This is a genomic window from Azospirillum sp. A26 (assembly GCF_042604635.1).
Lineage (GTDB): Bacteria > Pseudomonadota > Alphaproteobacteria > Azospirillales > Azospirillaceae > Azospirillum > Azospirillum palustre.
This window is the reverse complement of sequence record NZ_CP170473.1, coordinates 283,076-297,142: the sequence shown is the minus strand read 5'-3', so window position 1 is coordinate 297,142 and position 14,067 is coordinate 283,076. Positions and strand designations below refer to the sequence as shown.

The following is a 14,067-nucleotide window of genomic DNA, read 5'->3' as shown; positions in this document are numbered from 1 at the left end:
GGCCCATCAGGGGCAAAGTGTGGGTGCGGGCGCCGGGGACCAGCCGGAGCCCATTCCCATACCCACGCCACCGATCAGCACGTCGCAGGGCAGCACGTCGATCACCTCGGACGACGTGCTGCCCAGCAGGACACGGGCAACACCGCTGCGCCGGGCCGAGCCCATCGCAACCAGATCGTACCGCCCCTGCCGGGCCAGACCGACGATCCGCTGTCCCGGAGAGCCGGTCAACAGGATCGTCTCCACCTCCATCTCACCCGGCGGCCCACCCGGCGCTCCTTCCCCCTGGGGGCCGAGCACGGTCCGGAAATCGTGCTCGACCTGTGCCTTGTCCAGTGCCGACGCGTCCGGCAGATCGGCGACATGCAGCAGGTGGATGCATCCCTCCGCCATCAGCAGGCGCGCCGATTCCACCGATGAGCGCGACCGTTCGGAAAAATCGACAGGCACCAGCGCCCGCAGATAGGGCTGGAGCGGCTTGTCGCGCACGATCAGCATCGGCGTTCCGTCGGCAATCGCGATGCGCTCGACGGTGGAGGCCAGGAACAGGTCCGCCACCCGGTCGCGCTGGTGCAGGCCCACCACGAGAAGGTCGGGACGCCACAGGCCGGCATAGCCGGCGACCCGGTGCTCCACCGCGTCGCCGCGCACTGCGACCGCCTGTGCCCGGATGCCGGCCCCGCCGCTTGCGGCCAGGATGTGGCGCTGCAACTCGCCTTCCACATGGTGCAGCGGCAGGCAGCCATAGCGGCCGCCGTTGCCGTCGACGACATGCAGCGCCGTCAGCTCCGCATCGAACCGGTGGGCGAGCTGAACGGCGCGCTCCAGGGCGCGGTCCGATTTCGGCTCCAGGTCGGTTGCCAGCAGAATGCGCTTGAGGCTTGCCATCGTGACGGTTCCGGTTTCTTGAGGTCTCCGGTCCTTTTGTTCCGGTGCGGTCGGCTGCCTGCCGGAAATCGCTCCGCAGGCAACTTCTCAAAGATCGGAAGTCGGCGGCAGTCTGTCCATGCCGGGAAATACGGACCCGAAGGGGCTGCGCCCGATCCCGCAGGATCTCCGCAGTAATACGGGCCCGGCGATTTCCCCTGATGCAGTCGGAGCGGGTTGGCGCTACCATCGCCCCATGTCGCAGATTGTCCGCCGCAAATGGATGTTGGTTCCGGCCTATCTGGCCGTCCACCTGTTCCTGGATTGGATCAGCTTCATTCATGCGGTTTCGTCCATCAACATCACGCCGTGGAACCCGCCGGCCGGGCTGATGATGGGGGTGTCGGTGCTGTTCGGCGTCCGCGCCGTGCCCCTGGTCTGGCTGGCCCTGACCGCCGCCGACCTCGTCGTCCGCGATCTGCCCATAACGCTTCTGCCCGTGACGCTGTGGGCGCCGTTCCTGGCGAACGGCGTCGTCGCCATAGGCTATGGGGTTGCAGGATGGCTGCTGCGCCGTGCAATCGATCCGGGGCTGTCCCGGCTGCGCGACATCGTTCTGCTGCTGGGCGGCAGTGCCGCGGCGGTTCTGGCCATCGGACTGTGCTTCATCGCCATCCACACCGCGGCCGGGCTGTTCGAGTGGACAAACTTTCCGGAGGTGCTGCTGCGCTATTGGACGGGCGAAGTCATCGGCATCGCCGTTCTGACGCCGCTGGTGCTGATCGGCCGGCGGATGCCGGCCCTGCGCTGGTCCTGGAGCGGTGCGGCGGAGACGCTGGCGCAGGGGGCGCTGATCGGTTTCACCCTGTGGCTCGATTTCGGCCCGCTCGCCTCCTCGCAGTACGAGCATTTCTATCTGCTGTTCCTGCCGGCCATCGGCATCGCCGTGCGGCATGGGCTGGTCGGCGCGGTGGTGGCTTCGGTCGCCACGCAGGCCGGGCTGATCGCCGCCATCCAGGCGACCGGCGTCGACACCGACCGCATGGCGCATTTCCAGCTGCTGATGCTGACTCTGGCCGTCACCATCCTGCTGCTGGGCGCCGTGGTCAGCGAGCGCCGCCGGGCGGAGGACAGGCTGCGGGTGCGGCAGTCCGACCTCGCCCACGCCTCCCGCCTGATCGAGGCGGGCGAGATGACGGCGGCGCTGGCCCATGAGTTGAACCAGCCGCTGGCGGCGACGATGGGATATGCCCGCGCCGCCCGCAAGGTCGCGCGGCTCGAAGGGGCCTCCCCCCGCCTGACCGAGATACTCGACAAGACCGTCACCCAGGCTGAGCGGGCGGACCGGGTCATCCGCAGCCTGCGCGATTTCGTGCGCAAAGGCGCCAGCGACCGCACCCCGCTGCCGGTCGCAACGCTGATCGCGGATTGCCTGACGCTGGCCGGTCCGCTGGCCAGCCGCCATGCGGTGGAGATCGTCGCCGAAATCGACCCTGCCCTTCCGGCCCCCCTGCCGACGATTGACGGCGATGCGGTCCAATTGCAGCAGGCGATTCTCAACCTCGTCCGCAATGCCGCGGAAGCGATGGGCGAAGGCGCGGATGGCAGTCCGTCCGCCCAGGCCCCCCGGCGCCGCATCGTGATCTTCGCCTGCCCTGCCGCGCAGCCCGGCTTCGTCGCCATCGGTGTGCGCGACACCGGACCCGGCCTTGCCGAAGTGGTGGAGCGCAACCTGTTCGCCCCCTTCGTCACCACCAAGCCGACCGGCATGGGGCTTGGGCTGTCCATCGTCCGCACCATCGTCGAGAGCCATGGCGGCACCCTGACCGCAAGAAGCGGCGCAACTGGCGGCCCCATTGGCGGCGCCATTGGCGGTACCGTGTTCCAGTTCACCATTCCCGCCCATGCCGCGGGCAAGAACGGAGAGCCCGCATGACGACCGAAACGCCCGCCGCGGGCTCCGGAGCCACCCCGGTGGCTTTCGTGGTGGACGACGACGAGGCCGTGCGCGATGCGCTGGCACTCCACCTCGATCTGGCCGGTATCACCGTACGCTGCTGCGCGTCGGCCGCCGAGTTCCTGGAAACGGCATCCCCCGACCAGCCCGGTTGCGCCATTCTCGACATCCGCATGCCGGGCATGGACGGTCTGGATTTGCAGCAGGATATGATCCGGCGCGGCCTGACCCTGCCGGTGATCGTCATCACCGGCCATGGCGACGTTACCGCCGCGGTGCGGGCCTTCCGGGCCGGGGCGGTGGATTTCCTGCAAAAGCCGTTCGACGAGGATCTGCTGATCGAGCGGGTGCAGGAGGCGTTCGCGCGTGACCTCGCCGCGCGCAGCGCCGATGCGGAGGTCGGGGAAATCCGTCGCCGCCTCGCCCTGCTCAGCCCGCGCGAACTGGAGGTGATGGAGATGGTTGCCCAGGGCCTGCCCAACAAAACCATCGCCAGCCGCCTCGCCATCGGCATCCGCACGGTCGAAACCCACCGCGCCCGCGTGCTGGAGAAGATGGAGGCCCGCAACGCCCCGGAACTGGCGCTGATGCGGATGAAGCTGGGCGAGCGGCTGGACTGAAGGCCAGATTTCAAAGAGTGAACAGCACGGCCCCAGGCGTGCGGTCGAGAAGCGCGGCCAACCGCCACTCGAAGCCGATGGAAGTCCAGAAACGCGCCGGCCGCTCCACCACCAGAAGGTCGCCGCCGGCGTCGAGACTGGCGGCGCTCTGCGCATCGGTGGTCGGCCGCACCGTCGAAAGCCGGACCGGACACCGGCAGTCCAGTTGCCGCAGCCACTCGTCCGCCCGTCCCGGAGCGGCACGCTCGTCGAGGATCAGGTGAACCGACGCGATGGCCGGGAAGAGCCGTTGGGCGATGCCGAAGGATTTCAGCGCGCGGGGCGCTCCGTCCGCCAGGATGGCGATGCTTCGGCCCAGGTGGGACGGTGTCTCTCGCGGTGCCACCAGAACCGCACCGAACCGCTGCGCATCGGCGCTCCAACAGGATGGCTTGCCGGGCTGCGGCCTGCCGGCCAACAGCAGATCGAACCTCCCGACCGGAGGATCGTGGCTCAGGTGGAGCGCCCCCTCACCGGGGAGCGGAGCGGCAAGGCGACGGGCCTGGAGCGCAGCGGTCCGTATCAGCGTGTCGTTACCGTGGTCCTGCGTGAGGACATGAAGATCCATATAGCCGCGTGCACACAGTCCGGCACCCGGCCCGCGGTCCGGAGGACCGGCCGTGACGGTCACGCCCGGATTCATCGACAGCAGCCAGCCGCAGGCCAGCACCGACTCCAAATCATCATCCAAGGCGGCAAATATCCGGATGCCGTTGCCCATGGGATCGACCTCGGCTGATGCCGGAGAGATTGGCGGCAAGACGGCGGAGAACGTCAGCACTCCGGCAGATTGACCGCCAGCCCGCCCAGGCTGGTCTCCTTGAACTTGGTGCTCATTTCCTCGCCGGTCTGCCGCATCGCCTGGATGCAGTTGTCGAGCGGCATGAAGTGCTGGCCGTCGCCGCGCAGCGCCAGGGACGCCGCGGCCACCGCCTTGGTGGCGCCGATGGCGTTGCGCTCGATGCAGGGCACCTGGACCAGACCGGCGACCGGGTCGCAGGTCATGCCGAGGTGATGCTCCAGCGCGATTTCCGCCGCATTCTCCACCTGCTCCGGCGTTCCGCCCAGCACGGCGCACAACCCCGCCGCGGCCATGGCGGCGGCCGACCCGACCTCGCCCTGGCAGCCGGCCTCCGCCCCGGAGATCGAGGCATTGTGCTTGATCAGGCCACCGATGGCTGCGGCGGTCAGCAGGAAATCGGCGACCTTCGCCGGCTCCGCCCCGGCACAATGGTCGAGGTAATAGCGGAGCACCGCCGGCACGACGCCGGCCGCCCCGTTGGTCGGCGCGGTCACCACCCTGCCGCCGGCAGCATTCTCTTCATTGACCGCCATCGCATAGATGGCAAGCCAGTCGGACGCGACGTGCGGCAGACTCGAATTGGCTCCGCGCTCGCGCAGAAGCTGCTGATGGATGGCCTTGGCCCGCCGCTTGACCTTCAGGCTGCCGGGCAGCTGGCCATCCAGGCTGAGGCCACGCTCGATGCAGCCGTTCATCGCCGCCCAGACGGCGCCGAGCTTCTCGTCCACCTCGGCGGGGGAGCGGACGACGATCTCGTTGGCGCGCTTCATCTCGGCGATGGACTCACCGCTCTCCCGCGCCATCCGCAGCATCGCCGCGGCGTTGTGGAAGGGGTAGGGCCAACCGACGCACTCGGTCTCGAACGCTGCCGGCGGAGCTTCCCGTTCCGCCGCAGTGACGACGAAACCGCCGCCGATGGAATAGAAGATCTCCGACAGCGTCACCTTGCCGGCCCGGTCCAACGCCTGGAAAACCAGCCCGTTGGCATGGCCGGGCAGCGGCGGCCCGAAGTCGAAGACCAGATCGGCTTCCGGATCGAAGTCCAGAGCCGGCAAACCGACCGGGTGCAGCCTTCGGGTCCGCCAAAGCTCGGCGATCCGTTCCTCGGCTTCATCGACATTGAGGCTGTCCGGCCGGTAGTCGAGAAGCCCGAGCAGGACGGCCCGGTCCGTCGCATGCCCCTTGCCGGTGAAGGCGAGCGAGCCGTGCAGCCGGACCTTGATCGCCGCGGGCGCGGCATCCGCCGACGCCCGCAGCATGTCGAGGAACCGCACCGCCGCGGTCATCGGCCCCATCGTGTGCGACGACGACGGGCCGATGCCGATCTTGAACACATCGAAAACGCTGAGAAACATCGCGCGCCTCGTCAGGTCAAACAGTTGGCCTTAAGCAGGATTTCCCAGCGGCACGTGTCCCGGTCAGCCGTAGATCGGGAAGCGCTCGCACAATTCGCGGACTTCGCCATGCACGCGCGTCTCGACCTCGGCATTGCCGTCCGGTCCGGCGACGGCAAGGGCGTCGATGACGGTCAGGATCAGTTCGCCGATGCGGGCGAACTCCGCCTCGCCGAAGCCGCGGGTGGTGCCCGCCGCGGTGCCGAGACGGACGCCGGAGGTCACCGCCGGCTTTTCCGGGTCGAACGGGATGGCGTTCTTGTTGCAGGTCAGGCCGGCCTGCTCCAGCGCGCGCTCCGCATCACGACCCTTCACGCCTTTCGGCCGCAGATCGACCAGCACCATGTGGCAGTCGGTGCCGCCGGAGACGATGTCCAGCCCGCCCTTGACCAGCGTGTCGGACAGCACCCTGGCGTTGGCAACCACCTGAGCGGCATAGGCCTTGAACTCCGGGGTCAGCGCCTCGCCGAAGGCGACCGCCTTGGCGGCGATGACATGCATCAGCGGGCCGCTCTGGTTGCCCGGGAACACCGCGGAGTTGAACTTCTTGGCCAGCGCCTCGTCGTTGGTCAGGATCATGCCGCCGCGCGGGCCCCTCAGGGTCTTGTGCGTGGTGGTGGTCACCACATGGGCGTGCGGCAGCGGGTCCGGATACTGGCCGGTGGCGACCAGCCCGGCGTAATGGGCCATGTCCACCATCAGATAGGCCCCAACCTCGTCGGCGATGCGGCGGAACGCGGCAAAGTCGATCACCCGCGGATAGGCCGACGCCCCGGCGACGATCAGCTTCGGCTTGGTCTCCAGCGCCTTGGCGCGCAAGGCATCATAGTCGATCAGCTGGTCGCTCTCGCGCACCTCGTAGCTGACGATGTCGAACCACTTGCCCGACATGGTCACCGGCGAGCCGTGGGTCAGGTGGCCGCCATGGGCCAGCGACATGCCCATCACCCGGTCGCCCGGCTGGAGCAGCGCCAGGAACACCGCCTGATTGGCCTGGGCGCCCGAATGCGGCTGGACATTGACGAATCCGGCGCCGAACAGCCGCTTGGCGCGGTCGATGGCGATGGTCTCGACCTCATCCACGAACTCGCACCCGCCGTAATAGCGGCGGCCCGGATAGCCCTCGGCGTACTTGTTGGTGAGAATGGAGCCCTGGGCGGCCAGTACGTCCGCCGAGACGATGTTTTCCGAGGCGATCAGCTCGATCTCGTACTTCTGGCGGTTCAGTTCGCGCCCGATGGCCGCTGCAATCGCGGAATCGGTGAGATCGGATTTCGGCAGGGACTGATGACGGGTCATGTGCGGTTCTCTCGATCAGAGGCCGAGCGCGATTTCGCGGCTGACGGCGTGCAGGATTCCCCAGACATGGTCGGCGAAGGAGCGCCAGACCTCGATCCGGAAGCGGTTCTTGTCCTCGCGGATCAGGACGATCTGCGCCTTGTCGAAGAGGGTGCGACAGCCGGTGCCGACCGCCATCGCCTCGACATCGAAGGCGATGGCCGAGCGCAGGGCGAGCGCCGCGGCCTCCCCCTCCACCAGGATGCCGACCTCGCGATGGCCGATATCGACGAGGCTGTGCGTCTCCCCAAGGGCGGCGAAGGCATCGGCGATGGCGTCGCTCTCGGCGACCGGCGCCGTCAGCACCCATTCGTCGGGGCCGAGTTGCAGCGCCATCCGGCCGCCGGCCTCCACCATCCCGCCGATGCGGGTGGGGAGCGGCATGCCGAAAGCGGCCCCGGCCGACTGGACGGCGGCGGGATCGATGCGCAGGCTGAAACGGGCGACATCATCGGCGGCACGGATGCTCAGCCGGCTTGCGGTGTCGCCGGGGATGGTCTTGCCCAGCAACGGGTGATTGGCCAGAAGCATGGGTAAGCCTCCTATGCGCTGAGACGCTTGTTCTCGGGATCGACGAACACCATGCCGGTGATGGTCGCGGCATGGACCTTGTCCGGCATCGGCACATGCACGGTCTTGCCCTGCAGGGACCGGCCGCCCTGGATCACCGCAAAGGCGATGGACCGCCCCAGCTCGGCGCTCCAGTAGGACGAGGTCACATGGCCGACCATGTCCATCGGCACCGGTTGGTTCGGGTCGAGGACGATCTGCGCCCCCTCCTCCAGCACGGTCTTCGGATCGCTGGTCAGCAGGCCGACCAGCTGCTTGCGATCCTTCGCCAGCATGTCCGGGCGGGACAGGGAGCGCTTGCCGACGAAGTCCGGCTTGGTCTTGCCGACGGCCCAGGACAGGCCGGCATCGTCCGGCGTCAGCGTGCCGTCCGTGTCCTGCCCGACGATGATGTAGCCCTTCTCGGCGCGCAGGACGTGCATCGTCTCGGTGCCGTAGGGGGTGATGCCGAAGCGCTGCCCGGCCTCGAACAGCTTTTCCCACACCGCGCGGCCGTAGCGGGCCGGCACGTTGATCTCGAAGCCGAGTTCGCCGGTGAAGGACACGCGGAACAGCCGGGTCGGTACGCCGCAGATTTTGCCGGTCGCCACCGCCATGTGCGGGAAGGCGCCTTCCGACAGGTCGATCCCCTCGACGAACGGTTCGATCAGTTTGCGGGCGTTCGGACCTTGCAGCGAGATCACCGACCATTGTTCGGTGGTCGAGGTCAGCCAGACCTTCAGGTCCGGCCATTCGGTCTGGAGATAATCCTCCATCATGCCCAGCACGCGCGCCGCACCGCCGGTCGTGGTGGTGACGTGGAAGCGGTCATGGGCCAGACGCCCGATCACGCCGTCGTCGCGGATGAAGCCGTCCTCGCCCAGCAGCAGGCCGTAGCGGCAGCGGCCGGGCGCCAGCTTGGCCCAGGCGTTGGTGTACATACGGTTCATGAACTCGGCGGCATCGGGACCGACGATCTCGATCTTGCCGAGGGTGGAGGCGTCGAACATGCCCACCGACGTGCGCACCGCCTGGCATTCGCGCGCCACCGCGGCATGCATGTCCTCGCCGACCTGCGGGAAGTACCAGGCACGGCGCCAAAGCGACACCGGCTCGTACACCGCGCCGTTTTCCTCGGCCCAGCCGTCGATCGGCGTCTTGCGCGTCACCTCGAACAGCGCACCCTTGTTGTAGCCGGCGAAGGTGCCGAAACTGGTCGGGGTGTAGGGCGGACGGAAGGTGGTCAGGCCCACCGCCGGGATCGGCCGCTTCAGCGCATCGGAGGCGACGGCCAGACCGTTGATGTTGGACAGCTTGCCCTGGTCGGTCGCCATGCCGTTGGTGGTGTAGCGCTTGATGTGCTCGATGGATTTGAAGCCCTCGCGCACCGCCAGCCGGATGTCCTTGGCCATCACGTCGTTCTGGAAATCGACGAACGCCTTGGCGTGGCCCGGATCGAGGTCGGTCGGCAGCTCGCGGCCGGTCACCCCGGTGAAGGACAGCTCGCCCTCCACATGATAGCTGGCCGGCTCGGCGCCGAACCCGGCATCCGTGGCAGCGGCGGCGCCGGCGGCGGCACCGTCCTCGAAGGCGGCCTTCAGCCCGAAGCGGCCCTTGCCGGCGCCGGCCAGACGGCACTCCTCCTTGCCGCGGCCGGGCAGGAACATCTGGCCGTCCTCGTTCCAGGTCAGCGAACCCTGGGTGTGGGAGAACAGATGGATGCTGGGGGTCCAGCCGCCCGACATCAGCAGGGCGTCGCAGGCAATGGTCTCGGCACCGCCGACCTTGCCTCCGGCGCCGACCGGATTGACCCGCACCGAGGAGACGCGCAGCCGGCCCTTGGTCCCGGTGACGGTCCAGCCGATCAGCGTCCTGATGCGCAGCGCGTCGGCCGCCGCGACAAGCTGGGTCGGCACGGTCCCGCGGACATCGACGATGGCCGCAACCTCCACCCCCGCCTTGGCGAGATCGAAGGCGGCATGCCAGGCACTGTCATGGCTGGTGACGACCACAACCCGGTTGCCGACCTTGACGCCATAGCGGTTCAGATAGGTGCGCGCGGCCCCGGCCAGCATCACACCGGGCCGGTCGTTGCCGGCGAACACCAGCGGCTTCTCGATGGCGCCCTGGGCCAGCACCACCTGCTTGGCCCGCACCTTCCACATCCGTTCGCGCGGCGCGCCGTCCGGCACGATGCGCAGATGGTCGGTCAGACGCTGACAGAGACCGATGAAGTTCTGGTGATAATAGCCGATGGCCGTGGTGCGCGGCAGCACGGTGACGTTCGGCATCGCCGCCAGCGCGGCGTTGGCGTCCTCCAGCCAGTCCCAGGCCAGCTGCCCGTTGATCTCGGCCGTCGGCTCCGACAGCAGCGAGCCGCCGATTTCCGACTGTTCGTCGCACAGGATGACCGACGCGCCGCTGCGGCCGGCTTCCAGCGCGGCGGCAAGGCCGGCGGCACCGCCACCGACGACCAGCACGTCGCAATGGGCGAAGCGGCTGGCATAGGTGTCGGGATCGGGGGCGGTCGGCGCCTTGCCCAGGCCGGCGGCGTTGCGGATGACCGGCTCGTAGACCTTGTCCCAGAAGCTCTTCGGCCACATGAAGGTCTTGTAGTAGAAGCCGGCCGAGAACAGCATGTAGAGCGCGTCGTTCACCGCGCCGATGTCGCGGGTCAGCGACGGCCAGCGGTTCTGGCTCTCGGTCTTCAGCCCTTCGAAGACCTCCAGCACCGTCGCCCGCGTGTTCGGCTCGAACCGGCCGTTGCCGCGGTTGCTGCCGACCAGCGCGTTCGGCTCCTCCGACCCGGCGGTCAGGATGCCGCGCGGACGGTGGTACTTGAAGGACCGCCCGACGAGATGGACGCCGTTCGCCAGGAGCGCGGACGCCAGCGTGTCGCCCTCATAGCCGTTGTAGTCCACGCCGTCGAAGGTGAAGCGGAGCTGACGGTTGCGGTTGACCCTGCCCTTGCCGGCAATGCGGAAATTGCTCATGGACGTGCATCCTTGACGCTGGCGGCAGCGGGGGCGGCGGCGGAGTCGGCGGCTGCGCTGGAGGCAAGCGCGATCTCCTCGTCGCTCGGACGCGGAGCCCCGGCCTTGTAGGTCATGGAGAATTTGTCGGTCACGGTGTCGCGCACCGCGTTGAAAAAGCGGCCGCAGCCGTGCATGTGGCGCCAGCGCTCGAAATGCCGGCCGCGCGGGTTGGTGCGGATGAACAGGAAGTCGCGCCATTCGTCGTCGGACAGGGCGGAGGGGTCCGCCGGTCGCGCGATGTGCGCCTCGCCGGCATAGGTGAACTCCACCTCCGGGCGCTCTGCTTCGCAATAGGGGCAGCGGATGAGCAGCATGATCGTCTCCTCAATGCGCGACAGCGGCGGCGGCGGCCTCGTCGATCAGCCGCCCGGTCTTGAAGCGTTCCAGCGTGAAGGGCGCGTTGATCGGATGCGGCTCGTCGCGGGCGATGGTGTGGGCGAAGACGTTGGCCGACCCCGGCGTCGCCTTGAAGCCGCCGGTGCCCCAGCCACAATTGACGTAGAGCCCCGGCACCGGCGTCTTGGCGATGATCGGCGAGCGGTCGGGCGTAACGTCGACGATGCCGCCCCATTTGCGCAGCATGCGCATGCGGTTGAAGATCGGGAACACCTCGCAGATGGCGGCGACGGTGTGTTCGATCAGTGGCAGACCGCCGCGCTGGCTGTAGGAGGTGTATTGGTCGGTGCCCGACCCGATCACCAGCTCGCCCTTGTCGGACTGGCTGATATAGGCGTGCACCGTGTTGGACATCACCACGCAGGGAAAGGCCGGCTTGATCGGTTCCGACACCAGCGCCTGCAACGGATAGCTTTCCAGCGGCAGCCGGACGCCAGCGGTGTCCATCACCACCGAGGTGTTGCCGGCGGCCGACACCGCGACTTTCTTGGCCTTGATGAAGCCGCGGGCGGTATCAACGCCGGTGACGCGGCCGGAGGCGTCGCGGCGGATCGCGGTCACCGGGCAGTTCTGGATGATGTCGACCCCGCGCGCCGACGCGGCCCGCGCATAGCCCCAGGCCACCGCATCGTGGCGGGCGGTGCCGCCGCGCCGCTGCAACGCGGCCCCCATCACCGGATAGCGGGCATTGGCGGCGATGTTCAGCGGCGGGCAGTATTCCTTGGCCTGCTCCGGCGTCAGCCACTCGTTGTCGATGCCATTCAGGCGGTTGGAGTGGATGTGGCGCTTGAAGCTCTGGATGTCATGGACCGTGTGCGCCAGCATCATCACGCCGCGCTGCGAGAACATGACGTTGTAGTTCAGCTCCTGGCTCAGCCCTTCCCACAGCTTCACCGCATGCTCGTAGAGCCGGGCGCTTTCGTCGTACAGGTAGTTGGAGCGGATGATGGTGGTGTTGCGGCCGGTGTTGCCGCCACCGAGCCATCCCTTCTCCACCACCGCGACGTTGGTGATGCCGTGTTCCTTGGCGAGATAATAGGCTGCACCCAGACCATGCCCGCCCGCGCCGACGATCACGACGTCATATTCGGATTTCGGTTCCGCATCGGGCCATTGAGGCTGCCAGTTCTTGTTGCCGGTCAGCGCATTGGTCAGCAGCGAGGAGAATGAGAAGCGGGTCATGGCAGCACCGCGAAGTTCAATGTGCTGACAGTATCGGGAAGCGACCCTTCATTGGACAGAATGGATGCGTCAGTTTAATGTCACCTGTGCGACGGTGCGTCCGCCGGAGGTCACATGACAGTCATTGCCAGGGCAAACGCCATCGGACCGGGCCGGTTCCCAAACCGTCCCGCCGCACCGCGCCTGTCCGTCGGCTTCATCCTCGCCCACCGCTTCACACTGTGCGCCTTCGCCAATTTCGTCGATGTGCTGCGGCTGGCCGCCGACGAGGGCGACCGCAGCCGGCCGATCCTGTGCGAGTGGTCGGTGCTGTCCGACCAGATGCGGCCGGTGGCATCCAGCTGCGGCATGCTGATGCAGCCGACCGAACGGCTGGGCGATCCGGCAAAGTTCGACTACATCGTCGTCATCGGCGGGTTGATCGACGAGATCTCCAACCTCAGCCCCGACTACATCCGTTACCTGCGTCAGGCGGCTGCGGCGAAAATTCCTCTGGTCGGCGTCTGCACCGGCGCCTTCATCCTGCAGCGGGCCGGGCTGATGGACGGATACCGCTGCTGCATCAGCTGGTTCCACCACGCCGACTTCCTGGAGCAGTTCGACGGCATCACGCCGGTCTCCGACCAGATTTTCATCGTCGACCGCGACCGGCTGACCTGCTCGGGCGGCACCAGTTCGGCCCATCTCGCCGCCTATCTCGTGGAAAAGCATGTCGGGCGGGCCCAGGCGCGCAAAAGCCTGCACATCATGATCATTGACGACGCCCTGCGCGGGGAGAAGCCGCAGCCCGGCATCCCGCTCGACTTCTCCACCAACGACGAGGTGGTGCGGAAGGCGCTTCTGCTGATGCAGCAGAACATCGACGTGCCGCTGTCGGTGGCGGAGATGGCCCGCCGGCTGGGGGCCGCCCGGCGCCAGATGGAGCGGCATTTCCAGAACGCGCTGGGCATGACGCCGACCGAGGCATACCGGATCATGCGGCTGGAGCATGCCGAATTCCTGCTGCGCAACACCGAGCAGTCGGTGACGGAAGTGGCCGCCGCTGTCGGCTTCTGCGATTCCTCGCACTTCGTCCGCGCCTTCAAGGAACGGCGCGGCATGACGCCGTCCGTCTTCCGCAAGGGCTGAAGCTCCGGCAGGGCCTTTCTGCCACAGCCATTCCATTCAACGCCGGTGACGCACCCGTACAATCGGCGGGTGGATCCCTTCGCCATGCTACGTCCAACGGAACGGTCGGGGACGCAACCATCCACAGTGCCCCCGACCCGCACTGCGGCAATTCGCTTTCCGTGGCTTGCCGGGCTCAACAAGGATGGCGACCATGCTCGACGACAACGACACCATGCAACTGCACTGGCGCGAGGCCGGCATTCCCGAAGAGCTATGCCGGGAACTCGCCCTGGCATCGACGCCGATGCGCCTGCACGCCCATCCGCCGGTGCGGACCGTCGCCGATGCGGAGGAGCATTGGCGCAGCGTTCCCGGCGTGCACACCAAGAACCTGCTTCTGAAGGACGCCAAGGGCGTGCTGTGGCTGGTGGTGCTGCCGCACGACCAGTCGGTGAACATGAAGGAGCTGGCGCCGGTCATCGGCTCGGCCAAGCTGTCCTTCGCCTCGCCGGTCACGCTGGAGCAGGTTCTGTCCATCGAGCCGGGCGGCGTCAGCCCGCTGGCCCTGGTGGCGGACAAGGAGCGTCGCGTCCGTCTGGTGCTGGAACGCCGCGTCCTGGCCGGCGACACCGTCAATTTCCACCCGATGACGAACCGCGCGACGCTGTCGATGCACCCCGACGACCTGTCGGCCTTCCTGGGCCGGCTCGGCTATGAGCCGATCATCGTCGACATCGCCTGACCATACCTCCCCCGGCCAAATCCTTAGGCGCGAGAT

12 protein-coding genes are annotated in these 14,067 nt (G+C 67.8%); 4 read left to right on the top strand and 8 right to left on the bottom strand.

Annotated elements, in window-relative coordinates:
• Window positions 1-6 precede the first annotated feature (6 nt).
• Window positions 7-888, bottom strand: a complete 882-nt coding sequence (locus ABNQ39_RS15915; RefSeq protein WP_376961533.1) for a universal stress protein — start codon at window positions 886-888, stop codon at window positions 7-9.
• 235 nt (window positions 889-1,123) lie between these two features.
• Between ABNQ39_RS15915 and ABNQ39_RS15910 the strand changes: the two genes are divergently transcribed.
• Window positions 1,124-2,803, top strand: a complete 1,680-nt coding sequence (locus ABNQ39_RS15910; RefSeq protein ID WP_376961531.1) for an ATP-binding protein — start codon at window positions 1,124-1,126, stop codon at window positions 2,801-2,803.
• Complete coding sequence (locus ABNQ39_RS15905) at window positions 2,800-3,444, top strand: response regulator transcription factor (protein ID WP_376961529.1); 645 nt, start codon at window positions 2,800-2,802, stop codon at window positions 3,442-3,444. The genes ABNQ39_RS15910 and ABNQ39_RS15905 overlap by 4 nt, the downstream gene beginning before the upstream one ends.
• Window positions 3,445-3,454: 10 nt before the next feature.
• On the opposite strand, the gene ABNQ39_RS15900 is transcribed toward ABNQ39_RS15905, so the two are convergent.
• The 7 genes from ABNQ39_RS15900 to ABNQ39_RS15870 all read right to left on the bottom strand — a co-directional run bounded on the left by ABNQ39_RS15900 (window position 3,455) and on the right by ABNQ39_RS15870 (window position 12,179).
• Window positions 3,455-4,204 carry a hypothetical protein gene (locus ABNQ39_RS15900; RefSeq protein WP_376961527.1) on the bottom strand — a complete coding sequence of 250 codons (750 nt, stop codon included), beginning with the start codon at window positions 4,202-4,204 and terminating at the stop codon, window positions 3,455-3,457.
• 53 nt (window positions 4,205-4,257) lie between these two features.
• On the bottom strand, window positions 4,258-5,640 hold the full coding sequence (locus tag ABNQ39_RS15895) for an L-serine ammonia-lyase (RefSeq protein WP_376961525.1): 1,383 nt from the start codon (window positions 5,638-5,640) through the stop codon (window positions 4,258-4,260).
• 63 nt (window positions 5,641-5,703) lie between these two features.
• Window positions 5,704-6,978, bottom strand: a complete 1,275-nt coding sequence (glyA, locus tag ABNQ39_RS15890; RefSeq protein ID WP_376961523.1) for a serine hydroxymethyltransferase — start codon at window positions 6,976-6,978, stop codon at window positions 5,704-5,706.
• A gap of 15 nt (window positions 6,979-6,993) precedes the next feature.
• On the bottom strand, window positions 6,994-7,548 hold the full coding sequence (locus ABNQ39_RS15885; RefSeq protein WP_376961521.1) for a sarcosine oxidase subunit gamma: 555 nt from the start codon (window positions 7,546-7,548) through the stop codon (window positions 6,994-6,996).
• 11 nt (window positions 7,549-7,559) lie between these two features.
• Window positions 7,560-10,559: a sarcosine oxidase subunit alpha gene (locus ABNQ39_RS15880; protein ID WP_376961519.1), complete on the bottom strand. Its 3,000-nt coding sequence runs from the start codon at window positions 10,557-10,559 to the stop codon at window positions 7,560-7,562.
• On the bottom strand, window positions 10,556-10,915 hold the full coding sequence (locus ABNQ39_RS15875) for a sarcosine oxidase subunit delta (RefSeq protein WP_376961517.1): 360 nt from the start codon (window positions 10,913-10,915) through the stop codon (window positions 10,556-10,558). Before ABNQ39_RS15875 ends, ABNQ39_RS15880 begins: the two co-directional genes overlap by 4 nt.
• A 10-nt stretch (window positions 10,916-10,925) precedes the next feature.
• Window positions 10,926-12,179, bottom strand: coding sequence for a sarcosine oxidase subunit beta family protein (locus ABNQ39_RS15870; RefSeq protein ID WP_376961515.1), 1,254 nt, complete (start codon window positions 12,177-12,179; stop codon window positions 10,926-10,928).
• Between the two features lie 114 nt (window positions 12,180-12,293).
• On the opposite strand from ABNQ39_RS15870, the gene ABNQ39_RS15865 reads away from it, so the two are divergent.
• Together ABNQ39_RS15865 and ABNQ39_RS15860 are read left to right on the top strand one after the other, a co-directional pair.
• On the top strand, window positions 12,294-13,307 hold the full coding sequence (locus ABNQ39_RS15865) for a GlxA family transcriptional regulator (RefSeq protein WP_376961513.1): 1,014 nt from the start codon (window positions 12,294-12,296) through the stop codon (window positions 13,305-13,307).
• A 193-nt stretch (window positions 13,308-13,500) separates the two neighbouring features.
• Window positions 13,501-14,031, top strand: a complete 531-nt coding sequence (locus ABNQ39_RS15860; RefSeq protein WP_376961511.1) for a YbaK/EbsC family protein — start codon at window positions 13,501-13,503, stop codon at window positions 14,029-14,031.
• Window positions 14,032-14,067: the final 36 nt, after the last annotated feature.